Annotated in this window: 20 protein-coding genes and 1 riboswitch; of the genes, 9 read left to right on the top strand and 11 right to left on the bottom strand. The window is 42.1% G+C overall.

Features of this window, described 5'->3' with window-relative positions; translation table 11 throughout:
• Nucleotides 1-5 precede the first annotated feature (5 nt).
• Nucleotides 6-1,355: an MFS transporter gene (locus BS636_RS12765; RefSeq protein WP_099339112.1), complete on the bottom strand. Its 1,350-nt coding sequence runs from the start codon at nucleotides 1,353-1,355 to the stop codon at nucleotides 6-8.
• 400 nt (nucleotides 1,356-1,755) lie between these two features.
• Between BS636_RS12765 and BS636_RS12760 the strand changes: the two genes are divergently transcribed.
• Together BS636_RS12760 and BS636_RS12755 are read left to right on the top strand one after the other, a co-directional pair.
• Entirely contained in the window at nucleotides 1,756-2,334 is a 579-nt protein-coding gene (locus BS636_RS12760; protein WP_034587153.1) for an ANTAR domain-containing response regulator, read from the top strand.
• A gap of 10 nt (nucleotides 2,335-2,344) precedes the next feature.
• On the top strand, nucleotides 2,345-3,349 hold the full coding sequence (locus BS636_RS12755) for an ABC transporter substrate-binding protein (RefSeq protein ID WP_034587152.1): 1,005 nt from the start codon (nucleotides 2,345-2,347) through the stop codon (nucleotides 3,347-3,349).
• Between the two features lie 57 nt (nucleotides 3,350-3,406).
• Here BS636_RS12755 and mtlD read toward each other — a convergent pair whose 3' ends face one another.
• Nucleotides 3,407-5,524, bottom strand: a complete 2,118-nt coding sequence (gene mtlD, locus BS636_RS12750; RefSeq protein ID WP_099339111.1) for a bifunctional mannitol-1-phosphate dehydrogenase/phosphatase — start codon at nucleotides 5,522-5,524, stop codon at nucleotides 3,407-3,409.
• Nucleotides 5,525-5,842: 318 nt separating this feature from the next.
• On the opposite strand from mtlD, the gene BS636_RS12745 reads away from it, so the two are divergent.
• The 5 genes from BS636_RS12745 (at nucleotide 5,843) to BS636_RS12725 (ending at nucleotide 9,971) form a co-directional block, all read left to right on the top strand.
• Nucleotides 5,843-6,787, top strand: coding sequence for an ABC transporter permease (locus tag BS636_RS12745; protein ID WP_099339110.1), 945 nt, complete (start codon nucleotides 5,843-5,845; stop codon nucleotides 6,785-6,787).
• Nucleotides 6,787-7,668: an ABC transporter ATP-binding protein gene (locus BS636_RS12740; RefSeq protein ID WP_099339109.1), complete on the top strand. Its 882-nt coding sequence runs from the start codon at nucleotides 6,787-6,789 to the stop codon at nucleotides 7,666-7,668. Before BS636_RS12745 ends, BS636_RS12740 begins: the two co-directional genes overlap by 1 nt.
• Nucleotides 7,669-7,747: 79 nt before the next feature.
• Nucleotides 7,748-8,755, top strand: coding sequence for an isopenicillin N synthase family dioxygenase (locus BS636_RS12735; RefSeq protein ID WP_099339108.1), 1,008 nt, complete (start codon nucleotides 7,748-7,750; stop codon nucleotides 8,753-8,755).
• Nucleotides 8,752-9,633: a hypothetical protein gene (locus tag BS636_RS12730; protein WP_099339107.1), complete on the top strand. Its 882-nt coding sequence runs from the start codon at nucleotides 8,752-8,754 to the stop codon at nucleotides 9,631-9,633. The genes BS636_RS12735 and BS636_RS12730 overlap by 4 nt, the downstream gene beginning before the upstream one ends.
• Before the next feature lie 8 nt (nucleotides 9,634-9,641).
• Nucleotides 9,642-9,971 (top strand): DMT family transporter, encoded by a 330-nt coding sequence (locus tag BS636_RS12725; RefSeq protein WP_099339106.1) that lies wholly within the window; start codon nucleotides 9,642-9,644, stop codon nucleotides 9,969-9,971.
• 272 nt (nucleotides 9,972-10,243) lie between these two features.
• On the opposite strand, the gene BS636_RS12720 is transcribed toward BS636_RS12725, so the two are convergent.
• The 4 genes from BS636_RS12720 to BS636_RS16575 are packed head-to-tail and all read right to left on the bottom strand — an operon-like array spanning nucleotide 10,244 to nucleotide 13,635.
• On the bottom strand, nucleotides 10,244-11,266 hold the full coding sequence (locus tag BS636_RS12720; RefSeq protein WP_099339105.1) for an ABC transporter substrate-binding protein: 1,023 nt from the start codon (nucleotides 11,264-11,266) through the stop codon (nucleotides 10,244-10,246).
• Nucleotides 11,263-13,071 (bottom strand): allophanate hydrolase, encoded by a 1,809-nt coding sequence (gene atzF / locus BS636_RS12715; protein WP_099339104.1) that lies wholly within the window; start codon nucleotides 13,069-13,071, stop codon nucleotides 11,263-11,265. The genes BS636_RS12720 and atzF overlap by 4 nt, the downstream gene beginning before the upstream one ends.
• Nucleotides 13,068-13,520 carry a CopG family ribbon-helix-helix protein gene (locus tag BS636_RS12710; RefSeq protein WP_099339103.1) on the bottom strand — a complete coding sequence of 151 codons (453 nt, stop codon included), beginning with the start codon at nucleotides 13,518-13,520 and terminating at the stop codon, nucleotides 13,068-13,070. The genes atzF and BS636_RS12710 overlap by 4 nt, the downstream gene beginning before the upstream one ends.
• Nucleotides 13,513-13,635, bottom strand: a complete 123-nt coding sequence (locus tag BS636_RS16575; protein ID WP_257224637.1) for a hypothetical protein — start codon at nucleotides 13,633-13,635, stop codon at nucleotides 13,513-13,515. The genes BS636_RS12710 and BS636_RS16575 overlap by 8 nt, the downstream gene beginning before the upstream one ends.
• A gap of 620 nt (nucleotides 13,636-14,255) precedes the next feature.
• On the opposite strand from BS636_RS16575, the gene BS636_RS12705 reads away from it, so the two are divergent.
• Nucleotides 14,256-15,257: an OmpA family protein gene (locus tag BS636_RS12705; RefSeq protein ID WP_099339102.1), complete on the top strand. Its 1,002-nt coding sequence runs from the start codon at nucleotides 14,256-14,258 to the stop codon at nucleotides 15,255-15,257.
• Between the two features lie 152 nt (nucleotides 15,258-15,409).
• On the opposite strand, the gene BS636_RS12700 is transcribed toward BS636_RS12705, so the two are convergent.
• From BS636_RS12700 to BS636_RS12680, 5 genes are all read right to left on the bottom strand, one after another.
• On the bottom strand, nucleotides 15,410-17,875 hold the full coding sequence (locus BS636_RS12700) for an AAA family ATPase (RefSeq protein ID WP_099339101.1): 2,466 nt from the start codon (nucleotides 17,873-17,875) through the stop codon (nucleotides 15,410-15,412).
• Nucleotides 17,876-18,016: 141 nt separating this feature from the next.
• The gene (gene uca, locus BS636_RS12695) at nucleotides 18,017-21,622 is read right to left on the bottom strand and encodes an urea carboxylase (RefSeq protein ID WP_099339100.1); all 3,606 of its coding nucleotides are present in this window, start codon (nucleotides 21,620-21,622) and stop codon (nucleotides 18,017-18,019) included.
• A gap of 2 nt (nucleotides 21,623-21,624) precedes the next feature.
• Nucleotides 21,625-22,278, bottom strand: coding sequence for an urea amidolyase associated protein UAAP2 (locus BS636_RS12690; protein ID WP_099339099.1), 654 nt, complete (start codon nucleotides 22,276-22,278; stop codon nucleotides 21,625-21,627).
• Nucleotides 22,279-22,293: 15 nt separating this feature from the next.
• Complete coding sequence (locus BS636_RS12685) at nucleotides 22,294-23,040, bottom strand: urea amidolyase associated protein UAAP1 (protein ID WP_099339098.1); 747 nt, start codon at nucleotides 23,038-23,040, stop codon at nucleotides 22,294-22,296.
• A gap of 30 nt (nucleotides 23,041-23,070) precedes the next feature.
• Nucleotides 23,071-23,176: riboswitch (guanidine-I (ykkC/yxkD leader) on the bottom strand.
• A 205-nt stretch (nucleotides 23,177-23,381) separates the two neighbouring features.
• Nucleotides 23,382-24,275, bottom strand: coding sequence for a LysR family transcriptional regulator (locus tag BS636_RS12680; RefSeq protein ID WP_099339097.1), 894 nt, complete (start codon nucleotides 24,273-24,275; stop codon nucleotides 23,382-23,384).
• A 283-nt stretch (nucleotides 24,276-24,558) separates the two neighbouring features.
• Here BS636_RS12680 and BS636_RS12675 point away from each other — a divergent pair, with 283 nt between their 5' ends.
• Nucleotides 24,559-25,281, top strand: a complete 723-nt coding sequence (locus BS636_RS12675) for an HAD family hydrolase (protein ID WP_099339096.1) — start codon at nucleotides 24,559-24,561, stop codon at nucleotides 25,279-25,281.
• Nucleotides 25,282-25,400 lie beyond the last annotated feature (119 nt).

Raw genomic sequence — 25,400 nt, 5'->3', positions numbered from 1 at the left:
TGGTCTTAATTTTGTGCTTCAGCGAGGTTGCGATCCTGGATCGCCTGTTCAAAAAGACGCTGTTCTTTTTCCTTATGCTCAACCGAGAAGCGAATCATCAGTACACAGCTCGCAGCAATCACTACCAGTCCACCCAGAATCATCAATGTAGTTTGAATATCCAGCATGCCTTTGAGTAAGAAACCTGCAGCCACTGCACCGACGTTACCGCCTGCACCGATAATGCCCGCAACGCCACCCAATGCATCACGGTCAATAAATGGCACCAGCGCATACGTTGCACCACATGCCATGTGGGTAAATAGTGCGAATACAGTCATCGTCAGAATCGCCAGCATTGCGCTGTTCATTTGTGAGAACACCACCAAGAACACACCTTCCAGCAGAATCATCAGGAACAATACTTTGGTACGGCCATCCAGACCTTTGCTCAGTGCAACTCGGTCTGACACGATGCCACCCAAAGCACGCGCGAATAATGCGAGTAAGCCAAAAATCCCCGCAGCCATACCCGCTTCTTTCAGGCCAAACTCGAAGTTTTCTACGTAGTACATTGCCACGATGTTGTGAATGAAAATTTCAATACCAAAACAAGCCGCATAGGCACCAAACAGGATCCAGACACGGTAGTTTTTAGCAGCATGCATCAGAATCGCCATACCACCTTTTTTGTCACTACCGACGCTAATGCCTTGTGCACGTAACTCACTAAAGTTGCCTTGCGGACAGTCTTGAGTCAGTTTCCAGTACAAGAACCCTACGATCACCATCATTACACCTGGAACGATCAGCGCGATTCTCCAGCCCATTGCCTGTTCAACACCGAACATCACTAGCGCAGCAAGAACCAAAGGCATTAGTGCCTGAGTTGCACCACCACCGGCATTCCCCCAACCTGCTGATGCAGCATTTGCAGTACCAACGACGTTTGGCGCAAACATGATGCTGGTGTGATATTGGGTAATCACGAAGCTGGCACCAATGGCGCCAATCAATAAGCGGAAGAACAAGAAGGATTCGTAGCTATTAGAAGCTGCAACACCAAAGACAGGAATACTGCCAATGATCAGTAATGCAGAATAGGTTTTACGTGGACCATATTTGTCACACAGTGGACCGACAATCAGACGAACCAGAATGGTGATCGCAACCGCTGCAATATTAATGTTGGCGATTTGTGCTTTGGTCAGATTGAATTCACCTGCAATCACTGGCATCAGTGGCGCACAGGCAAACCAGGCAAAGAAACAGACAAAGAATGCCAGCCAGCTCATGTGGAAGGCACGCATTGCTGCGCTGGAAAAACTGAATAGACTTATTTTAGTTGCTTTTTGAGCTTGTAAATTTGAAGACATGACCCTCTTCCTCCAGAACTGAACGTTATAAATATCCTGGCCTGTTGCTTTGGCAGGTCAGAATCGAACAGAACGGACGTCATTGGCCGTCTAAATTTTCATGTATGAGTCGCCTTTGACTCAATACTTTCATCTCGGTAAATACTTTGCAGGATCTGTGCCAATTTTATAAAAATAGCTTTTTTACTTATTTTTTAGTGATAAAGCGCTGGCTCAACTTATTTATAGGCATCGCAATCCCCTACGATATTGATGGAATTGCACCGTTTAAAAGCCTTTGCACAAAAAGGAATCATAAAAATGCAGGAAACCCTGCTTTATACTGCCTATAAATGGCGCAAAAATTGCATATAAATGCACTCAAGATGTACCGATCATTGGATCAAAATAAAGCTGTAATATGCCAAAACTTAAAATTGCACTCATTGATGACAATGCCGAGCGTGCTGAATTTATTCAGGATTCTTTGACCACACATGATTTTATTGTTGTAGCCTGCCTGATCGTCCATGATCTGAGCATGGTACATGTCAAGAATCTACAGGCAGATGTCATTTTATTAAATATGGATCACCCGCACCGAGACATTATCGAAAGCTGTGTAACTCAATATGAATTACCTACGGTTCTATTTACCCAAAACTCCAACAAGGACACCATCAAGAGCGCGATTGATGCCGGTGTGACGGCGTATATTGTCGATGGTATTGACCCAAGCAAACTAAATAGCATCATGGAGATTTCCATTGAGCAATTTCATAAGCATAAAAAGCTATTGGATGATCTCAAGGAAACTCAGGATAAGCTGGCAGACCGCCGAGACATCGATAAAGCCAAATCCTTGTTAATACAACTGCACTCCATGAGCGAAGAACAGGCCTTTGCCCTGCTGCGTAAAAATGCCATGAGTCACCGCATTACCTTGGGTGAAATGGCGCGCCGTCTTTTAGATGCACAAAAACTATTATCGGGCGAATAAGGAGAAGATAATGTCTGAACTGGAACAGCATGAAATCAATATCGGTTTTATTCCCTTGCTCGATTGTGTCGCAATTCTCTGGGCAGAAAAACAGTGCTATTTTCAGGAACAAGGCCTGAAAGTGAACCTGATCCGTGAAGCGTCTTGGGCTAGCTTGCGAGACCGTCTGGCGTATGGCTTTCTGGATGCCGCACATTGTCTGTCTGCGATGTTACCTGCAGCAGCTTTAGGTCAGGATCAACTCAAAGCCAATCTGCAAACGCCATTAGTGTTGAGTATCAATCAGGCCTTTATCAGCCTGCGTCAGGAGTTGTGTTATGCACTGGATTTACCACCGAATAGTGATGAAAAATTTAGCTCACACCAAGTGGTACAATTGCTAAAAGAAAATAAACCGGTCAATCTGGCACATGTGTATAAATACTCGATCCACCATTTTTGCTTACGTGAATGGTTAGCACTCACCGATCCGGATTTTGCTAAAAGCTTTCATATGTTGACTTCCCCACCACCTTCAATGGTGAAAGGCATTGCCCAGCATATTTTTGATGGTTTTTGTGTCGGTGAACCTTGGAATATTCAGGCGCAGATTGAAGGTCATAGTTTTATTGTCGCTTCCAGTCCAAATATCATTCCGGCAGTAGCAGATAAAGTATTAGCAGTCACTCAGGAATGGGCTGAACAGCATCCGCAGACTTTAAAGGCATTAGTGACCGCGATTCAAAAAGCCCAAGCCGATCTGCAACACATGGAAGATTTATCTGACGTCTGGCAGATGCTGGTGGAATACCAGATCATCCAGTTTGAATGTTCTGCGCAGCAACATGTGTATGACTTCCATAAAATCCAGAAGATTATCCGTAATATGCATGGTGAAAGTGCTGAACCGAAATTAGCAGATTTTATCTGGCTGCTGGATCAGATCCAGAAATGGGATGATGTTGAACTTTCTCAAGAAGACCAACAGCAAATTGCCCAGCAGTGTATTTATCAGCAAGATTCAGTGGTGATTTAAAATTATTGCAATAAAAAACCCAGAATTGTTCTGGGTCTTTTTTATTTACTATGTGATTTAGCTGAACGCTTGCTGCAAATCCAGTTGCATGAATTTTTGCAAGGACAATTTTCCAGCGATAATCTGATTGATGAATTGTGACATTTCATCATACAAAGTCTCATATAGCTGCGGTTCTAATGCCATATGTCTTAACTGGATCTGTAAATGCATCAACAGTTCCTGCTGTTCGCATTCACCCTGTTCCAGAGCATAGATATAGCCCAACACTGCGCCTTTTAAAACCACATCAAATGGCAAACTATATTTAAGCAAGGTCGATAATGAACCCATAACCCGTTCATTGTGTTCCAGCTTTCTTAAAGGTTCACGCCCTACACGGGCACATGGGTCCTGATAAGCATAGGCACAGGATTCAGTAAAACTTTGCGCCAGACGCTCCAGTTCTGAAGCATGCTTAGGAATCTGGTAGCAGAGACCATGTTTGACCTGCGCTAAAGCCTGCTGCATGAATTTTCTGATTGCATGATCTGACATGGCCACGCCAATGGTCTGATGACCGCGCAGGCTGGCATACCACGCCATCATCGCATGTACACCATTCCATAAGCGGTTTTTAATCAGCTGGATATTAGCAATATCATCTACCAGAATCATCTGGCGCATTTTAGCCAATAATGGACTGTTATTTTCCACATAGATTGGCATATCCGTTTCGGCATTAAACAGAATCAGATCCATAGACTGCAGAATATGACTAGGCTGGAAATTACGGCGCAAGTCTTCAATATACAAACCGGCCTGATGTTCCTGCTCTGCATTCAGGGCTGTAGAATCATCCAGATCAACTACGGACAGATCTTCATCCAGCTGATACTGTTTGAACATATTGTATTTGATGCGCAGCTGACGGTACAGTTTCTGGTCAGACAGTTTGGATACCATGCGGTTCACCACTGTGTCACAGAAATAATGCTGATCCATAATGTGTTGCGCTGTCTGTTCGTCCGTAATCTGTTTCAGACGGCTCAGAATCTGCTGCATCACCAGCTGTTTGGCTCCGATTTTATTCAGGATAATTAACAGCGTCAGCGGTTGCTCATAAGCCAGGTATCGTGCATATAAACCCTGTGCAATCACCTCTGCTTCAGAAACCAGAGCTTCCTCAGGGACACAGACTGTGACTAGACTGGATTCAATATACATGTTCTGCATTTGCTCCAGATCATGCGCATCAATCACACCCATATTTTCAATACGCTGGTCAAAAGAGTTCTGACCATAACGAATGCAATAGGTACCAAATGCATTTACGGCAGACTGATAGAGTGGATTACGGGTCGAGGCAATAATTTTGCGTGGACGCGTATAGCCATCCCAGTGTGATAACACCTGAGCCAGATAACCACCGCCAATCGCACCGAAACCGTGAATCCCGACCGTTAACTGATTCAGCGTTTGCGGAAATGTCGTCTCAAGTTCAGGCATTTCTAGCACCGGAACAAACTGGTTCAGATCTGTCAGAAAATCTTCCATCGTTTCATAATAATACTGGGCTTGTGCCAGCATTGATTCATTCGGCGTTTTAATATCTTTAAAAAGTACCGTCATGCCACCTGCATCATAGGCAGATCGCAGGCCATTTTCAGAATCTTCAAACATCAGGCATTGAGCCGGACTTAAATTGATTTTTTCGGCTACGCTGATAAAAATTTCTGGATGAGGTTTCCCCTGTTTAATCTCATCGCCACACACCAGCACATCAAAAAATTTATAGACATTGGCATTGATCAGATATTCTTCTGCGATCGCACGTCGGCTCGAAGTCGCCACAGCCATTTTCAGGCCTGCCTTGCGTAGGCGTTCCAGTACTTGTAATAAACCTTTTTTAATTGGAACACCATAATTGCGTACATGTTCTAGTTCCAGTACATCAGCACGCTGGCGGATCTCGGCATAAGGAACGTCTTGCCCATAACGCTCTTTGGCCAGCTGCTCGGCACTACGAGCACTTAAGCCCAAGCACTGCATTAAATAGTTTTCAGAAAATTCGACGCCGATCAGCTCACGTGAAGCTTGTTGCAAGGTTTGAAAGCGCAAACGTTCAGTATCAAACATGGTTCCATCCATATCGAAAATTGCGCCGTGTACGATTTGATTTTTAAATTCTAGCATTGCTCCCCTTTTATAATTCAATGAGTTAAGAAGTGAACAATACCTTAAAGAAAATAAGAGATTAAATAAACCGATGTAAAGATATGAAATATTTCTGACTATAAATTGATCAATAAAGACTATAATACGATTATTTATGTTTCTAGATGTAATCAAACTGTTAACTTAAGTAAGCTGTTAGTCCTGCCTATCAGTTTAAATTTTTCTTTTGAAATATCAGGTTATTTTATCATTTTGAATGTTTCTGCTTATCATGGCATCCATTTTGCTTAATCAGTATTACGTTTTATAAAAATTGTAATATTGAGGGGCAACACTATGAGTTACGTTGCACGTGAACTCAGTCAAAGAAATAAAATACTGTTTGGCTTGGGGTCTTTTTTAATACCGATCTTGATTTGGTGTGCAGTCAGTTATTTGCCATTTATCTGGCATCCACAAGTCCAGATTGTCGATTCAGGCAGCGTCAGCTATTTACAGGTCGGTAGTCGTATTGATAAGGATATCTTTTTCTCTGCTGCGCAATCCGCAGTGGATCAAGGTCTGGCGCCGCCCCAAGGTATTCTGGTCAATCCGATCTATCTGCCTGCCCCGCATGAAGTGGCGATCGCATTGGTCACTGCATTTACCACAGAACCTGCTCAAGCCAATGCCCCATGGTTTCATGAAAGCCTGTGGCACAGTATCAAACTGGTATTTACTGCCTTCTTTATTTCTTCCCTGATCGGTATTCCACTCGGTATTTTATGTGGTTTCTCTAATAAAATTTCCCAACTGACCGAGCCATTTGTTGAGTTTTTCCGCTATCTGCCAGCTCCAGCCTTTGGTGCGCTTGCGGTCGCTATTTTAGGCATCAATGATGCACCAAAAGTAGCCATCATTGTGATTGGAACCCTGTTCCAGCAAATCCTGATCATTGCCAATACCACACGACTAGTCGATCGCAGTCTGATTGAAGCCGGTTTTACCCTAGGTACCAATAAATTAAAAAGCCTGTTTCATGTGGTCATTCCAGCAGCTCTTCCTGAAATTTACCGTAACTTGCGCGTACTGCTCGGCTGGGCATGGACTTACCTGATCGTGGCTGAACTGATCGGTAGCACGTCTGGTATTACTTGGTTTATTACCCAGCAGGCCCGTTATCAGAATTTTGACAATGTTTTTGCAGCAATCTTGATCATTGGGGTAATTGGTCTGCTCTGTGACGTGATTTTAATGAAATTGGGACAACGCTTATTTAAATGGAAACCGGGAGCAAACTGATGCAAAACACTGAATTTAATACCCGCGAATATTTTGACAAGATTTATAGCCGTCCAGTCATCTTGGAAGCCAAACAGCTCACTCAATCCTTTAAGCATGGCAAAACTGAACGCACCATTTTAAATGGCATTGATCTGAAAATTCATAAACGTGAGTTTATCTGTGTGATTGGTCCATCGGGTTGCGGTAAATCGACCTTTAGCCGCGTTGTTGCTGGGCTTGATTCTTATACCAGCGGTGAAATTCTGGTGGATGGCAAGCCGATTACTGGCCCCAGCCCGGAACGTGGCATGGTGTTTCAGGGCTATACCTTGTTTCCATGGAAGACCGTGAAAGAAAACATCATGTTTGGCCCGAAAATGAAAGGTCAAAGTAATGCTTCTGCTGAGGCGCAGGCACGTGAATGGATCAACATTATTGGCCTGGAAAAATATCAGGATCAATACCCGCATCAACTCTCAGGCGGAATGAAACAGCGTGTTGCGATTGCCCGCGCCTTGGTCAATGAACCCAAAGTATTGCTGATGGATGAACCTTTTGGTGCACTGGATCCACATACGCGCCAAAAAATGCAGCGTCACCTGATGGATTTATGGCAAAACATCGACATTACCATCATTTTCGTGACCCACGATATGGATGAAGCCATCTTGCTGGCAGACCGGATTGTGGCGCTGAAAGCCAATCCTGGTGAAATCAAGGAAATTATTGAAGTAGATTTACCACGTCCACGCCATCCAGATCTGATGCTGACTCCGGAATTTAAACAGCTTCGCGAGCACGTCAATCATCTGGTACATGCACAGGAGGATGAGTTGGATCCTGCACTAGCCGATCTTCCAGAAATTCCACGCTTAACCAAAGTCAGTACAAGCAAATAATCCATTTAAAAAAAGAGCCTTTGGGACGACCCAAAGGTTTTAATCGCTGTGTTGGACGACCAACAATAAGGTGATTGCAATGCAAGACCAATACGTACTCCCACTCGTCGATATTTCTAAAATGCAAAGTCCACATCTGGCCGATCGTCTTGAAGTTGCGGCAGCTTTAGACCAGGCCTGTAAAGATGTCGGATTCCTTTATCTTAAAGGGGATCAGTTTAATTTTGATTATGCCAAGTCACTGGTTGAACTAGCCAAATCCTATTTCGAGCAGGATCTGGACACAAAAATGCAGCACTATATTGGCCAATCCAGTAACCATAGCGGTTATGTGCCAATTGGTGAAGAACAGTTCGCGGGCAACAGTTATGACCTCAAAGAAGCCTATGATGTGAATTATGACTATCAGGGTTCCAGAACAGACTGCCCATTGCTAGGCCCAACCTTATGGCCTGCATATCCAAATTTTAAAGCCATTGTCAGCCAATATTACGGTCACTTGCGCACCATTAGCGAACAGATTTTTGCTGCTTTTGCCCTGGCTCTCGGTGTCAAAGAAGATTTCTTTGCCGATAAAATTAATGATGCGCCAAGTCAATTGCGCCTGATTCATTATCCGTACAATCCGGATATCAAAGATGCCGAAGGCATCGGCGCACATACCGACTATGAATGCTTTACCTTGCTGCTGCCTACCGCGCCAGGTTTACAGGTGCTGAACAAAGCCGGTGAATGGATTGATATTCCATTGATTGAAAATACGCTAGTGATGAACATAGGGGACATGATGGAAATCCTGTCCAATGGCAAATACCTAGCGACCAAACACCGTGTAAAAAAAGTCTCTGAAGAACGTTATTCCTTCCCGCTGTTCTGTGCCTGTAACTATGACACCGTGATAGAACCGATGGTAAAAACCAATGATTCCAAATATAACCCTTTGATTGGTGGTGAACACCTGTTTAACCAGACTGCACAGACGTTCCAGTATCTAAAACGACGCATTGCTGCAGGTGAACTGGTCCTAAAAAATGCGGTTCCACTGTCTTCCTTTGGTCTAAATGAAAAAGCAGAGGCGGCATCATGAACCTGTTAGAAGCCATAAAAACCTTAAACCCAACCACTGCTCAACCTGAAGTTGTTCCGAGCTTTTTATATGGGGCATTTCGCAGGAAAAGCATCAGCTTCTTTAATGGCCTGACCGATCAAAACACCATTGTGTACTGGTTCCAGTCGCGCAGCTTTACTATTGATCTACGCCTGAAAAGTCAGAATGATACGCCGGTGACAGAACGTCAGGGCTGGATTGGTAATACGGTATGGGATGATGCAACACAGCTCTTGTCCTGGGAAGTAGAAGACTACGCCAATTACCAGAATCATGTGCAGTGGCCTGAACCCGCAAAACTGCATGCGCTCGGGAACTGCATTCTGGAATTTTCACCAAGCAATGTCTATGTCGAAGACTGGCGCCAGCAAGTAAAGAAAGGCCTGTTCTTAGGCCTACGCCTAGAATCTGCGGTAGATGTCCAATCAGGTGCAAAGCTGGAAATGGATGGTGGTCTGATCATCTGTGATGATCATATTGCTTATGCCCTGACCCGCTTGCCAGAGGTACAAACTCAGGTTGCAGAACTAGATATCAAGTCAGCCAATGCCACTTCATTTGATCTATTACAAAGCTTTGAAGTCTCTATTGGTACTCAGGGCTTCAGTAAAACCTACAGCACTCGTACCGGTGCAACTGGGCAAGCCTTTGACCTGGACAATTTTGAAATTCTGGATGCAACCCATCTGGTCCAGCATGTAGAAGTTGAGGGCCGTGCAATTGATCTGATTTTTGAGGTAGATATCTATCAACCTGAATATGAGTTTCAGCACACGACCACCACGACTGCAGAAGCAGCACAGTGGATGAGCATAGAACAGAATCACCTGCTCCATCATGCAGAACGGGTGTTATAAGGAGGAATATGGCTTTTTTATATCTATTCGTCGCTATTCTTGCAGAAGTCATCGCGACTTCTGCACTAAAGGCATCTAATGGCTTTAGCGTACTCTGGCCGTCAATTACCACATTTGTTGGCTATGCGATTGCCATTTTCTTTCTTTCCATGGCCATGAAAACCATTCCAATGGGTATTGCTTATGCGATCTGGTCTGGCGCAGGCATTATCCTGATTTCTACAGTGGGACTGCTGGTGTTCAAGCAGCAACTGGATATTCCAGCACTGATTGGCCTGTCTTTCATGATCGTGGGGATTATTTTTATTAATATCTTTTCCAAAAGTGTTGAACTTTGATTTTTTAATATTAGCGTTTTTTCATCAGTCATTTTTTAATTACTAAGAAGTAAATTCCCTCTCCTTATAGGAGAGGGTTAGGGAGAGGTTCTTTCTAATAAATACCCTCATCCTCTTGCGAAGCTATGCTTCTCATCCCAGAGGGAGAAGGAACTTTCAATATCCATTGAATATGAATATTAACGATCATTTTTCGATTTATAAAAGATATCTACTCATCTAATAATAAAAAATCCCCGAAACCGGGGATTTTTTATTGTCTGGATTTCGACTTATTTCAGCTCTTGCACCAGGGTCGGTACAATTACGCCATCGACATTCATTTCAGTGCTATAAATGCCGTTGGTGACGTTGAACTTGTTGACGTGATAGCTTGAACCATAGATCGAATCGAAGCCATCTCCTTTGGTAAAGACTTTCTTGTTGGCTTCCAGATCCAGCAAGTGTGTACCATCCACAAACTGCATATAGGCTTTGGCATCTACACCGACACGTTTCGACATGATTTCTACAGCATCTGCACGTGTTGCCGGGTCATTGATATATTTAACGGTTTTATCCCAAACTTGAATGACCTTTTTCCATTGCTCTTTATTGGCTTCCAGATGCGCAGGATTCACAGTTAAAGTGTCATAAATCAGACCAGCTTTATCTTTAGAGCTGAAAATAATTTTTGACCCGGCAACCGCAGATAAGGCCTGATTCGCGACTGGCTGCCATACTGCAATCGCATCAATATCCGCTGTTGCAAAGACCTGTGGCAGTTCATTGGTCATGGTGTTAACCAGTTTCACTTCATTCAGTTTAACCTTTGCATCATCCAGAGCAGTCGATAGCAGCAAGTGATCGACCAGACCTTTTTCAGTGGCAACAGTTTTACCGCGTAGATCCTGAATCGAGTTAATTCCATTCTTGGCAATGATCACGTCATTTCCAGCTGAATAATCCGTCGCCAGAATCATCACGCCTTTAGTACCACCAGAGCCAGTCACCAGATTATCACCATTGGTTACCATGACTGCATCCAGCTGATTTGCGGCAAAGGCAGACAATGAAGCTGAATAGTCAAACCATTTAAAATCGACATTCACGCCTGCTTCTTTTAACCAGCCTTTTTCAATCGCCACTTGCCAAGCTACCCAACCTGGCCAGTCGCTATAGCCGATACGAATCGGCTGAGTATTTACACTGCCTTTGGCCTGACCAGATGATTCTGGAACTTTCGCCGTATTGTCACAACCGCTCATAAAAATTGCGCAGCAAACAGATGCTGCTAAAGTTACTTTCTTGATCATTGTGCGATTTCCCCTATGCAATTACATTTAAAACGTGTATTTGAAAGTTGTTTTGATTTAATAAAGTCTCGCCAGCCACCAAAATGACTGATGTCAGTTGCATCTTCAAGCGCATAGCCTTCGCAGATAAAACCTTTAACCCAACTGCCATCTGCCAGCTGTACATTGCCAATGCCCAGCGGTGCTGGAACTTCCGCCACGATCTGGCCAAAGTTGGCAAACGGAATCTCCCAGACTTCCACTTCGATTTCTTGACCTTTACTGTGATGCTGCAAACCTGGTTTTGGTGGTGTGGTATTTTTCAGTGCAAACAGTTTGTAGCTGGCTGCGGTTTTGGTTTTTTGCACTAAAGTGCCACCACGTGTGGTGAGCTGGAAGTTCAATGGCATACCAGTCAGATGCGCACCGACGACTGCCAGTTTTACTGCATGCTGTGACTGAATCTGGCTTGTTTGTTCATAAGTTTTTTGCGAAGTGCCCAGTGTTAAAGCTGTTGCCTGCTGCCAGCTCTGACCAAAGTTCGCCAGTGCCTGATCCATCCAGGCGGGTGCAATAAAGGTCACCCCACTTGGCAAACCATCAGCACGAATTGCATTAGGCAGTGCCAAAGCCGATAAATCCGCAAAATTCACAAAGTTGGTATAAGCGCCCATGTGGCTGTTTTTGACTAATGGATCCGCTTCCACATCAGCAATCTTGTAGATGGTTGGAGCCGTTGGCACCATCAAGGCATCAAAGTCTGCCAGCGCCAGATTGATCTGACGAGCCAATTGCGCTCGTTCATATTCCGCCTGCATCATATCGACAGCATTAAAGTTGTCTGCCTGACTGATGATCTGGTTGATCACCGGATGGGTCACCTCACGAGAAACCAGTTTTTCAACAGCGTTGGTCCGTTCTGCTACCCAAGCCTTGTTATACAGTGCTGAAGCCAGCTGATTGAAAATGCTGAAATCAATGGCTTCAACTGCATAACCCAGCTGTTTTACACGAGTAATTGCCAATTCAAAGGCTTTTTCAGTTTCAGCATCGCCATAGAATTCCAGTTGTGCCGGAATCGCGATTTTGCCTTTGGAAAATTGGGTTGGCACATTGGCTGGATGCTGGCGTGAATATTCATCTGTCGCGTCATAGCCTTGCATAATCTGCGCAACTTGCCAGGCATCATCAATAGTCAAGGCAAAGACTGAAATCACATCAATAGTGCGGCACGCTGGCACCAGACCTGTGGTAGAGAACCAGCCTTTGGTGGGTTTCAGGCCGACAATATTGTTATGTCCAGCTGGTACACGACCTGAACCCGCCGTATCGGTACCTAAACTAAAAGGCACCTGACCATTCGCCACTGCCACCGATGAACCAGAGCTTGAACCGCCACTGATATATTCCGGATTAAAGCTGTTTTTCACTGCGCCGTAGGGTGAACGCACTCCAACTAAGCCAGTCGCAAACTGGTCCAAGTTGGTTTTACCTACGACAATAGCCCCTGCTGCTTTTAATTTAGCCACCACCGTCGCATCGCTGGTTGCCAGATAAGTGGCTTCCTTGCAGGCTGCAGTAGTATAAAAACCGGCAACATCAATATTGTCTTTGACTGCGAATGGAATGCCGTAGAGTGGCAATTCGGCTGGTGATTTTCCTGTTAAGGCATCAATTTGTGCTTGTAATTGTTCTGCAGATGCAATTGAAATCCAGGCATGATCATCATTCTGAAATGATGCAACATAATCGATCAGGTCCTGTAACTGAATCTGCTGCTGTTGGTAGGCGTTCTGCCAGTCTTGAATTGTCCATAAAGTATTCATGACAATACTCCTTTATTGGTATTTTGGGGAATGGGAGGCATCACGGCATCCATCAGTTCCAGGTGTCCTTTGAGTACCCCTTTTAATGCAATAAATTGTTCACTAATTTCTTTCAGATCACTGCTCACGCCCTGCATCAGCATCACTTGCAGGACTTTCTGATCATCCAGCTGGATATGCAGCGAGCTGATCACCTGTTCCAGATATTGCTGTTGCAGATCGACCAGCTGGGAACGTAACGGTTTCAGGCTGACGTCATAGACTAAGGTCAGTGTGCCGACCATGACTTCATCACGAGAAACCAGTTCATCAATCAGGTGGCGGTTAATCATGTCGACGATAGCCTGCGAGCGGCTTTCATAGTGCTGCTCGACAATTTTCTGATCCATGGCCTGTAAGGTGGTTTCCGGCACGGTGATACTGATTCGTGCCAATTTCGGTTTAGACACGTCTGCTTTCCTTCAGTGAATCCTGTTTGACATAAAGCCCAGCGCGCACGCTGAGCAGTTCAATGAAAAATTGGGCAAATGGATGCAGCTTGGCTTTTTTGCTTTGATTATTCATGCGCATCTCCTTGGGTATTACTGAATGTAAATTTCGTATTACTTAAGGAAATGCAGAAATCGTGCCAGTTTTAGGTCGGGAAATTTGCTAATTACGAGGAGAAAAGGCAGAAATCCAGCTCAAAAAAAGCCCCATCAACGGTTATGGGGCTTATTTGGAATCAAAATGAGTGAATTAATTCACCAAGAGGTCGTTAAATTAATCATGTACTGTAATTATTTTTAGACATGATGGATTGATCGAGAATTGCGTCTGGTTCTTCAAGTAATATGCTCTCCTCTTTTAATTCGGTATATAAATAAAAGCAGAAAATATGCCAAATATAAAGAGTTTTTTATTATTGAAAAATCTATTTAAAACAGCAATTTAAAGCATAATAAATACTACAAAATGTTTCTAAAATATTTATGCGCCAAGAGTGATCAAACTTGCACCAAAACGATATCAAAAGGGGTTTCATGGTACAGTTTTCGATAATGGAATCTTCATCAATTACTCTTCGCTAGCTTTAATTATGAATGCTAAAACCACTCAGATTCAGGTTTTGATTAAAATTTGCACTATAGGCTAATTTATATACAATAAATTCCATAAAAATGCCCGAACAATAAGGAAATTTAATGAAGACTTCGACTCTCCTTCGTACTGCCATTCTTTGTACACCTTTTATTTTTGCGGCATGTAGCAAAACCGAGCAAGCAGAAACCTCCAAAACCGAAATTCAGCAGGAAGAAACCACACAAACTGCCGAAACTGCACCAGCACAAGCTTTTGACATCAGTAAAATTCCTCTGAGCACAGCAACACTCGGTGACTTTCCTTATATTTCCCTGCCAGATGGTTATATCTATCAAAATACTGAACAGCGCAATTTTGAGCGCGTTCCATTCTGGACAGGACAGCAACTGGAATGGGTCGAAGGACAATTATTCAGCTCAGGCATTACTTCGAAACCGGAGTATAAAGAAGGTAATTTTTTAGAAATTCAGCGTAATCTGGAAAGTGTGATCAAGGATTTGGGCGGTGTAGAAATTGCCAATAGCCAGATTCCAAAAGACATTATCGAGAAAATTCCGAAGGATTTTCAGGTGCAATATTATGCTGGCTTAGGTGATATTTTTAACTACCCGACCAAGACTTATGTAGTTCGCCAGGAAGATAAGACTGCATGGTTCCAGCTGACCCAATCTGGCAATTATATTTCGCTGATGGTGGCTGAATCCAAACCTTTAAATGTGACTGCCAAAGCCTTAACTTCAAGTGCACTAAAACAAAGTCTGGATCAGGACAATAAAGTCAGTGTACAGATTAACTTTGCAACCGATAAAGCTGAGATTTTACCGGACTCTCAAACGCAAATTGAGCAGATTGTTGCTTTATTAAAAGATAACCCGGATTTAAAACTGGGTATTTATGGTCATACCGACAATACTGGTGATGTAGCACATAATTTAAAGCTGTCTGAACAGCGTGCGCAAAGTGTGGTTACTGCCCTGACCAAAGCAGGTATTGAAAGCAACCGTTTAACCGCTAAAGGTTTCGGGGATACGCAGCCTGTTGCAGATAATGCCAATGAAGATGGTAAGGCAAAGAATCGTCGAGTGGAGTTGGTGAAGCTTTAAGTGTTAGTCACGATAAGTTATTAATAATTTTTGCATTTTTAATTTAAACTTATGCTGAGATCATAAGTTTTTAATCCCACCAAAAAACATTTAAAAGAAAATACCACCTCATGTGGTGATATTTTCTTAAGTTAATTTTTAAATGAGATAAATTAGGCTAAACTCTCTTCTTTTAAGTCTTCAATACTTTGCACTAATGCCTCGAATTGGATTTTATCAACTGCCTTTAAACGTTCAAGGACGAATTTAGCAGCCTGAATCATTTCCTGAGACGAGATAGGTTTCATTGTACGATCAAAAAGTTCTTCAGCATGAGAGTATTCATTAACTATCCTATCTATTAACTTAAAATGATTCATATTATTTTCAGCATCAAAAAAATTTTCTCTAAATAAAGACTTTTTATAATCAGTTGGATACTTAAAATAAGTATATACTTCAAAAAACTTACGCATATTATTACTAATGTTATATATTTGATCAGGATTCAAATCATCATTACTATGAGCACAGTTCCATATTTGAGAAAATAAATAATTAAACTCAGTATTATATTTTTTTAAATAGTTTGGTAATTCAGTAATTTCACTAATAAAATTGTTTTTTCTTATATGATAAAAACCAACATCTTCAATTTTACTTTTCTTAGTTGTACTACACGAAGGATCACCACAACTTTTAATTGTGTTTTGAAAAAATGGTTTATTTAGTTTTCTTAGATATTTAAAAAACTCAAGATTATGAGTGGAGATAAATAATTGTTTATAATTACTATCCGCACAAATTATAGTATCAATCAGACTATAAATATAAAATATATTATTAGAGTCTAAGCTAGATATAGGATCATCTATATAAATTATATACTTAAATAATTCATTGATATTTTTTAAATTATAAACAATCGCTATAAAATAGCAAAAAGCTACTAATGTACATTCACCTTCACTAAGGTTATACGCCTCTTCTCCATCTCTAATGATTTTAAATTTACCTAAATTTTCTTCCTCTTTTAAGGATTCTAGTTTTAAGCTTTCATGACCAAAAAAACTATTGAGAAATTTATTAACTAAGTCACTAGCTGCTTTTTGTGTACTTATTTGTGCATTTAATTTTTCAATTTCTTCATTAATTCTTAATTTTAAAAACTCAATCTGCTTTAATCTATCCTCTATTTTTTGTTCAATACACATACAGCTTTCTAAAGAATCTTTAAGTTTATTTAGTTCTTTCTGCTTAGTTAAGCAATCGAAATCAATTAGATATTTAATAATGTAAAACTCTAAAACCAATAACTTGATTAAAGATTGTTCACTATCAATGTTTATTGTGAAATTATCGTTTTTATTACACAATTCAACTATTTCATTATAAATTTTGATGAAATTTTCAATATTTCTTTCTATGTTATCGAGGTTAAAATAAATAGCTTCATAAATATTGTCTAATTTTTCTTTTAGTTGATCCTCTATTAAATTAAAGTTTTTATTTAATTCATATATATTTTCCTTTATCATACTGATTTTTAAACAGTATTCATTTTTAAAACTATCATAAAAATACACTTCCGGATCTACTAAATCATCTATTATACGTTGTAGAGCTTTTGTAATCTTTGTTTTCTCATCTATAAGATTTTTAATTTCCTGTCTAAAGATCTCATCTTTGTTATTTATATAGCTTTCATACTCTTGTAATAGCGATTCTTGCAACTTACCCCCACAAAACTCACAAAATTCTTTATTGTGGTGTTGATGAAGTTTATATCCCTCATTAATCCAATCTTTAAAAAAAGCATTTATTTCTTTATAAGCTGTTTGTTCGATGACCCTTTCTAACCGATCTCTTACGTTGCGTAGAAAATTAGCGAAAGTATTTCTAATTGTTTGTTCTTTATTTTCAATTTTAATTTCTGGCTTTCTTGTTACTGCCATGTCTTTAATTTTTAAGGTAATATCATCTTCACTATAGGTTTGTATCAAAGATGAATTTTTCTGAATTATTAATTTGATATCTTCTTCTAAATCAGGTCGTCGATACGTACGTGCTGTTTTTCTGAGACCCATTCGTTCCAGTTCACGAGCTTTATCAGTAAGACTCGTATTTATTACCTTTTCTAACTCAATTTTTTTATTGTCTATTTCCTTTTTTTCATTATTTATTCGTTCTTGAATAGATCTTTCACTCTCCTCAACAGTATTTATCTTTTCTAAAGACTGGTTCAGATCTTTAATTTTTCCATTAATTTCAATTAGATTCTCACCAATAACAACAGCATCAAAGCTTTTTATGCTACCAACTTCATTATCATTAAAAAGCAAGAAAGATAAATTTTCATTAATAAAATCCTTATTAAAAATTAATAAATTCTTATCATTTTCTTTAAAATTTTCTTCATTTAATACAATCTTATTTTCAAATTCCAATTTAAATTTTGGAGCACTATATTTGGAGAGATGATTTTTATTTTTAATTATAGAAATGATCCTTGAAAGCGTTGTTTTACCTGAGTAATTTGCACCATACAATATATTCATTTTCTTAAAATAATTTTTTTCTGGCAGCCCTTTGAAATTTTTATAACTGCCAAAATTAGTAATTTCTATATTTTTTAACATTCTGGGGCCCTAAAAAATAATTATTATTAATCATGATGTTGTAAATTTATCATAACTTATTTTATGAAATCTATAATGATAAATTTCCTTTTGCGCAAAAAAACCGTCCTTATGGACGGTCTTTTTTTGTTTCTTAAATCATCAAGCCACTGGTGCCAAGGTAAACAACACCTGCCCTGTTTTCACTGTTTGCCCTTTTTCAATCGTAATCGTATCTACACGCATACGCTCAGGAGCAATAATCGGAATCTCAATCTTCATCGCTTCAATCACGGCCAAGGTTGCACCTTCTTCTACAATATCGCCCGACTGACATTCAATTTTCCAAATCGAACCCGGCATATGCGATTCCACTGCACAACCACCTTCCGGAATGGCAACCGTTTCACCATCATCCACAGCATCCAGACTTTCAGAGACATATTCTGCCAGTCCAGCTTCATGCCAGCGACGGCGTTCCGCTTCAAAGTTCGCTTGTTGCGTTGCCTTAAACTCGCTAATGGTGTCGGCATTGTCGGTCAGGAACTGGTTGTACTCTTTCAGGTTCAACACGCCTTCTTCAATACGCAGTTTCAGACGACCTGCCTTAAAGTCCTCACGCATTTGCATCAGTTCTTCTTCAGACACTTCATAGAACTTGATCTGGTCAAAGAAGCGCAATAACCATGGCTTGCCTTGCTCGAAGTCCGCATTTTTACGGTAGCGTGACCACATTTGCGTAGTACGACCCACAAACTGATAACCACCTGGACCTTCCATACCGTAGACGCACATATAAGCCCCGCCGATACCGACAGCATTTTCAGGGGTCCAGGTACGTGCCGGATTATATTTCGTGGTGACTAAACGTTGACGCGGATCAAGCGGAGTTGCCACTGGTGCACCTAAATATACATCGCCTAGGCCCATGACCAGATAGCTGGCGTTATACACCACATCTTTGACTGCATGTTTATCCTTCAAGCCATTAATACGGCGGATAAACTCGATATTGTCTGGACACCACGGTGCATCTGGACGCACAGTTTGCATATAGCGTTCAGTTGCCAGCTGGGTTTGCGAATCTTCCCAAGCCAGTGGCAGATACACAGTACGTGATGGCACTTCCATTTCAGTCACATCAGGTAATTCAGTTTCAGCAACTTGCAGCAGACGCAACAGGTCGAGCTGATCCAGCTTGATTGAATCAAAATGGATTTGCAGCGAACGGATGCCCGGTGTCAGGTCGATAATGCCCGGAATATTCTGTTTTTGAACCCATTGCATCAAGGCATGAATACGGAACCGCAGGTTCAGATCTAGCACCAGCTCACCATATTCCACCAGCATGTAATTGTTACCTGCTGGGCGATACACCACATCTGGCGCACCATTTTCACCTTTTAAGGTATCCAGTACGGCATTTTTCAACGTAGCTAGTTCAGGATAGAAGGATTCATTGAATGAAACTTCTTGGGTATCCAGTGCTTCAAGCTGCGCATGATATTTTTCATTCAGCAATTTGGCTTGATGATAGCTGACTGGAACAAATTTCACTTTATCACCGGCTTTGAGCTGACCGAGTTTCCACAGCTCCGAATTGATTACCACCGCGGGACAGACAAAACCACCCAAACTTGGGCCATCTGGACCGAGGATAATTGGCATATCGCCAGTAAAGTCGATCGCACCAATGGCATAGGCATTGTCATGAATATTCGATGGATGCAGACCGGCTTCACCACCATCTTCACGTGCCCATTCAGGTTTTGGACCAATCAAACGGATACCGGTACGGCTCGAGTTAAAGTGGATTTCAAAGGTATTGGCAAAGAAGGTATCGATGTCATTTTTGGTAAAGAAGTCTGGTGCACCATGCGGGCCATACATCACCGCAATTTCCCATTCATGGCTGAATGTCGGCACTTGATCAGGTGTCAGCGCTTTGACTGCATCAGATGTAAATGCGTTGATTGGAAGCATATCGCCAATCAGCAGATTACGGCCGGCATGACCGCCAAACTGACCGAGGGTAAAGGTCGCTTGTGAACCTAAATATTCAGGCACATTCAGACCGCCTTTAATACCGATATAGGTACGGCAACCGGTCGCGATCTTGCCACATTTTAAAATCTGACCTTTACGAACATTGACGGTTTGCCACATTGGCACAGCCACACCATCAAGCGTTGATGGCATGTCACCACCGGCCAGTACAATCTGGCTATCACAGTGGAATTTCAGTGTCGGACCTTGCAGGGTACATTCCAGCCCGGCGGTATTTGATGGGTTGCCCAATAATTGGTTTGCCACATTCAGAGACAATGGATCAATCGCGCCTGATGGTGGCACACCGACGTCCCAGTAACCGAGACGACCTGTCACATCTTGTACTGCAGTTTGAATGCCCGCTTGCAGCACTTCGATTTTTTGGGTTTTCCACTCAAAGGTATTCAGGAAACGTGTGGTTTGCGTACCGGCTTTAAAGACATCACAGTCGATAATATTTTGCAGATATTCCAGGTTGGTTTCGATACCCGCCACTTGAGTTTTCGCCAATGTATCCGTCATCGCCTGAATGGCTGCGTCACGATCATCTGCTGTGACAATGATTTTGGCAATCATCGGATCATAGAAAGACGATACATTCGAACCAGTTTCCACCCAGGTTTCGTTACGTGCATTGGCATCAAACTCGACATAGGTCAGCAGACCGGCACTTGGCTGGAAGTTCTTAATTGGATCTTCGGCATAGAGACGTACCTGAATCGAATGACCTTTCGATTCTAATTTTTCACTTGGTGCAGTCCAATCACCGCTGGCCAATGTCACCATCCATTCCACCAGGTCCACACCAAAGACTTGCTCCGTCACGCCATGTTCGACTTGCAGACGGGTATTCACTTCCAGGAAGTAGAATTCCTGGGTGTCGGTGTCCATGACAAATTCAACCGTACCCGCAGAACGGTAGTTCACTGACTCCATCAGTTGAATCGCCACATTCTGGATATAGGCACGTTGTTCATCTGTAATGTGTGGTGCTGGGGTTTCCTCGATCACTTTCTGGTTACGGCGTTGTACCGAACAATCGCGTTCACCGAGAGCAATGACCTTGCCTTGGCCATCACCAAAAATCTGCACTTCGATGTGACGGGCATTTTGTACAAATTTTTCCAGGTACAGACCTGCATCTTTAAAGTTGGCTTGTGCCAGGTACGATACGGTCGCGTAAGCATCTTTCAGCTCAGCTTCATTCCAGACCAGACGCATGCCAATACCGCCACCACCGGCGGTACTTTTCAGCATGACTGGGTAACCGATACGCGCCGCTTCTGTCAGTGCTTCCGCTTCATCTGCCAGTAATTGACTGCCTGGAAGCAAGGGCACATTGGCCTGAATTGCCAGCTCACGCGCTGTATGCTTTAAACCGAAAGCACGCATTTGTGCCGAGTTTGGCCCAATGAAAGCAATGCCTTGTGCTTCACACAGGTCGCAGAATTCAGCATTTTCAGACAGGAAACCATAACCCGGATGAATTGCTTGAGCACCGGCCTGTTTCGCGACTTCCAGAATTTTTTCAACATTCAGGTAGCTTTGGCTGGCTGGTGCTTCACCGATATACACCGCCTCATCCGCAAGAGTGACATGTAGCGAATCACGATCGGCTTCGGAATAAACGGCTACAGATTGAATCCCCAGTTTTTTCAGGGTACGGATCACGCGGCAGGCAATCGCACCACGGTTGGCAATCAGAACTTTATTAAACATGCTTAAGCCTCCTCGCCTTCACGTACAACTAGCTGGATTTGTGTCGGGTTATAGGCATTACATGGGTTGTTCAATTGCGGACAGTTCGAGATCAGTACGATCAGGTCCATTTCCGCCTTGATTTCCACATACTTGCCCGGTGCCGAAATACCATCATCAAATTTCAGGTGACCATCGGCAGTCACCGGCACATTCATAAAGAAGTTGATGTTTGGACCGATGTGACGCACGTTTAAGCCATGTTTTTTCGCGACCGGATGTTTTGCCAGCGCATACATAAAATTGTTACGGCAGCTATGCATTGGGTATTTGTCATGTGCATAACGGACGGTATTACTTTCACATGAACATGCACCGCCTAAAGTGTCGTGACGGCCACAGTTATCGTCATTGATTACGGCAATGGCACGGCCAAAGTTGCTGTATAAAGTGATGCCTTTTTCCAGATAAATTTGCTGGTTAATCGCCAGTGTATCGGTTGCGCTATAACGCTCTTCAGGATTTTCAGCAGAGATAAATAAGGTATCGACTGCCTGATTCCCTTCAAGATCAATAATGCGGAAATACTGGCCTTTTTTGACTTCGCACATCCATGCTTCACCGGCAGGACAGATTTCGCTAAGTACGGTTTTTTCGAATTGTTGTAGAGCTGTCATGTTTATTCTCCTGCCTTAAACGTTAGAAAGTGCGTAGTAACGTGCGTTGTTCTGGAATGCACGCTGGTTCTGTGGACAGGAGTCGCGACAAATATCGGTTTCGCCCAAGCTATTGGCTTTAAATAATGACAATTGAATGTCAGCTGGTTGATATTCCGCACTATTATCCAGACCATGCGGTGCAGCAGACAGGAACACCAGACAATCCATTTCAAAACGCAGTTCAATGATTTGATCGGTATTGTCTGAAGGCACATAAGACAATGCACCGGCATCATTTGGCGTCACTTTAGAGAATAGATTCACGGTCGCACTCAGGTCAGTCTGGCCTAGAGAGAATTTAGATAATTCAACCAACAGACCATCTAAACCGCTTTGGTACATGTCATTGCGGGCATCCTGGAAGGTACGGATGCCAAACTGCTTTTCAATCTGTTCAGGACGGGATGGACCACAGAAGGTATCGTTCCAGCCAGCTTCATCTTTGACGATGGAAGCCATCACACGACCCAGATCGGAATACAGCACATTACCTGCTGTCAGGTATGCGGTATGTTGGCCTTTCAGACTATCTGGCATGTTGTAACGTTCTAGTTTGTCTTCAGCATTGACACAGAACAGAGATAAGTTGGCATTGGTACCGAGTGCCTTGAATTGCAGAACCGCACCTTTTTGAATGCGCCCGGACCAATGATGCCCTCCCGGCAGGATTTCAGTCCAAAGTGTTTGATTGTTATGGTACTTATTGTCTATTACGCCCATGTGCATGACCTCTCTAAGGTTTTTGTTCCAACCTCCCGGGCTTTTATCCCTCCGTGTAGCTCAAATCGAGCCGTGAACTCTCGGTCTCAGTCGCAGTCTTTTAAATATGACTGCCGGAACCCTAGATCACTTTATGATGCTTAGATAAATGCAAATGCTGTGCCAATTCAGTATTACGATTTTTCAATCAAGTAATACTATTTTGGTGTAGTTAATGGACAATGAAGGTGCAAATGTGGCTTTTAATGAATCAAGATGTACCAAAAATAAAAAATCCCGACTTAGACCGGGATTTTTAAATAGTGAGATCAACTATTTCTAAATAGCTCTGAGCATGAACGCTATTTACTTAAAATTTCATGTAGTAAATGACGTAACCATTGATGACTAGTCTTATGGTGGCACGACATGTGCCAGTATTGCTTCACAGAATAAGTCGGGAATGCAATCGGTGCATTAAAGATCTTTAAATTACCACGTGATAGCAATACTTCACTTAAATAGTAAGGCACGGTAGCGATCGCATCGGTTTCTTGTACCACTAGTCCTACGCCTAGATAACTTGGTAGACGCATCAGGATGTCACGTTTAAGTTCCAGATTTAGTAACTCGTTTTCAATATGGTAATGCCCCATCCCGGCATCAATATCAATATGGGTTTCCCGCAGATAATCTTCTGTGGTCATACTGTCGCCAGTCAGGCGTGGATGATCTTTCGCCGCAATCACCACATAATATTGTTCAAACAGTTTCTGCTGATAAAAGCCATTTTCCAGATTCGGTAAAAAGCCTAATGCCAGATCAATTTCGCCATTGGCCATCTGGTAACTGGTTTCTGAAGTAATCGGGCGCACATTTAGACGGATATGTGAGGCATGCTCTTTTAAGTATTGGGAAATTTTAGGTAGCAATACCAGATGCGATACATCGGTCATAGCCAAAGTAAAACGCTGCTGTGAAGTGGTCTGATCAAAATCAATGGTAAAGTTATTAATGGCTTCAACTTTACTTAATGCTTCACTGACCAATGGAAATAGCTGCTTGGACAAATCCGTCGGCAGCATTTCATTACCAATACGCAAAAATAAGGGATCATTATAATGCTGACGGATTTTATTCAGTAGATTACTCACCGTCGGCTGGCTCATATCCAGATAATCGGCTGCATGGGAGACGTTCTTAAATTTGTAGACATAATAAAAGATGCTGAGTAATTTACAGTCAAGTTCAAACACAGAAACACATTTCCTTCAATTTTTTAATAATTTTGGCAGGTCTATCATCCGCGCAATTTAATCCAGTGCCAATGTCCAAATATAACACTTTGCAACTATCTGTATGATCACTCAGGCCGCATTTTGCTATAAAAATATTATTTGACCACTATGTAAAATAGTCCAAAACTGCTTCAAGCTTAATGATTACATATACTTTTCTTCTTCAGCTTAAACACTTCAGCCGCATGTTATATACTCAGCCGCACAGAATAGACTGTGAAAACTAGGGGAAAGGTGTCAGATGTTTCAGGGCAAAAAGCTGGTGTGTTTTGATTTGGATGGCACCTTGATTGATTCTGTCGGCATCTGGAACCAGGTAGATGCTGCCCTGATTCAGGAACTTTCCGGGATTGAGGTCGATTTAAATCAGATCCAGCAACAACGCGATCTACAGCTAACTGCAGTTCGGCATTTGCCTGATCCTTATCTGGAATATTGTGGTTATCTCAAAGCGCAATACGGTTTTGAACTGCCTAAAGAGGAAGTTAAAAACCGTCGCTACAGCATTTCCCGGCATTTTCTGGATCATGTGGTAGAGCTTAAACCACAAGCCGATTTACTGATTCAGACACTTAAACAGCAAGACATACAAATGGCCTTAACCACAACCACCAGCCTATTCAACGTGCAGCGTTATCTGGACAATAATCAGAACATCAATCAAAAGATCAATTTTCAGGATGACTTTGCCCTGCTGCTGACCCGTGAAAATGTACAAAATATCAAGCCACATCCGGAAGTCTATTTAAACGTACTAAAGCATTTTGACGTTGAAGCTCAAGACTGCCTAATTGTTGAGGACTCTCTGATTGGTGTAGAGGCAGCTAACAATGCAGGTATTGAAGTAGTCGCTGTTTATGACCAGTATTCCGAACATGAAATGGATCTGATCAAGGACAAAGCGGATTATTTTGTGCAAAACTTTACCGAATTATTAATGCACGTGGCCGAGTCAATTGCATAAAAGATGCCATGAATACGAGGTATTCATGGCATCGGGATATTATCTCTGGAATCTTTAGCTTAGACCATTATCGGACGTTTTTATAGACTAAACCCAAATGACAATATTTACGGGTTTGT

The sequence above is a fragment of the Acinetobacter sp. LoGeW2-3 genome, from assembly GCF_002688565.1.
In the GTDB taxonomy this organism is placed as follows: Bacteria; Pseudomonadota; Gammaproteobacteria; order Pseudomonadales; family Moraxellaceae; genus Acinetobacter.
This window is presented reverse-complemented; position numbering and strand designations above follow the sequence as displayed.

Excerpts from the sequence above, each read along its gene's own strand:
- BS636_RS12765 (WP_099339112.1), bottom strand. The coding sequence starts at position 1,355 with ATGTCTTCAAATTTACAAGCTCAAAAAGCAACTAAAATAAGTCTATTC.
- BS636_RS12760 (WP_034587153.1), top strand. The coding sequence starts at position 1,756 with ATGCCAAAACTTAAAATTGCACTCATTGATGACAATGCCGAGCGTGCT.
- BS636_RS12755 (WP_034587152.1), top strand. The coding sequence starts at position 2,345 with ATGTCTGAACTGGAACAGCATGAAATCAATATCGGTTTTATTCCCTTG.
- mtlD (WP_099339111.1), bottom strand. The coding sequence starts at position 5,524 with ATGCTAGAATTTAAAAATCAAATCGTACACGGCGCAATTTTCGATATG.
- BS636_RS12745 (WP_099339110.1), top strand. The coding sequence starts at position 5,843 with ATGAGTTACGTTGCACGTGAACTCAGTCAAAGAAATAAAATACTGTTT.
- BS636_RS12740 (WP_099339109.1), top strand. The coding sequence starts at position 6,787 with ATGCAAAACACTGAATTTAATACCCGCGAATATTTTGACAAGATTTAT.
- BS636_RS12735 (WP_099339108.1), top strand. The coding sequence starts at position 7,748 with ATGCAAGACCAATACGTACTCCCACTCGTCGATATTTCTAAAATGCAA.
- BS636_RS12730 (WP_099339107.1), top strand. The coding sequence starts at position 8,752 with ATGAACCTGTTAGAAGCCATAAAAACCTTAAACCCAACCACTGCTCAA.
- BS636_RS12725 (WP_099339106.1), top strand. The coding sequence starts at position 9,642 with ATGGCTTTTTTATATCTATTCGTCGCTATTCTTGCAGAAGTCATCGCG.
- BS636_RS12720 (WP_099339105.1), bottom strand. The coding sequence starts at position 11,266 with ATGATCAAGAAAGTAACTTTAGCAGCATCTGTTTGCTGCGCAATTTTT.
- atzF (WP_099339104.1), bottom strand. The coding sequence starts at position 13,071 with ATGAATACTTTATGGACAATTCAAGACTGGCAGAACGCCTACCAACAG.
- BS636_RS16575 (WP_257224637.1), bottom strand. The coding sequence starts at position 13,635 with ATGAATAATCAAAGCAAAAAAGCCAAGCTGCATCCATTTGCCCAATTT.
- BS636_RS12705 (WP_099339102.1), top strand. The coding sequence starts at position 14,256 with ATGAAGACTTCGACTCTCCTTCGTACTGCCATTCTTTGTACACCTTTT.
- BS636_RS12700 (WP_099339101.1), bottom strand. The coding sequence starts at position 17,875 with ATGTTAAAAAATATAGAAATTACTAATTTTGGCAGTTATAAAAATTTC.
- uca (WP_099339100.1), bottom strand. The coding sequence starts at position 21,622 with ATGTTTAATAAAGTTCTGATTGCCAACCGTGGTGCGATTGCCTGCCGC.
- BS636_RS12690 (WP_099339099.1), bottom strand. The coding sequence starts at position 22,278 with ATGACAGCTCTACAACAATTCGAAAAAACCGTACTTAGCGAAATCTGT.
- BS636_RS12685 (WP_099339098.1), bottom strand. The coding sequence starts at position 23,040 with ATGGGCGTAATAGACAATAAGTACCATAACAATCAAACACTTTGGACT.
- BS636_RS12675 (WP_099339096.1), top strand. The coding sequence starts at position 24,559 with ATGTTTCAGGGCAAAAAGCTGGTGTGTTTTGATTTGGATGGCACCTTG.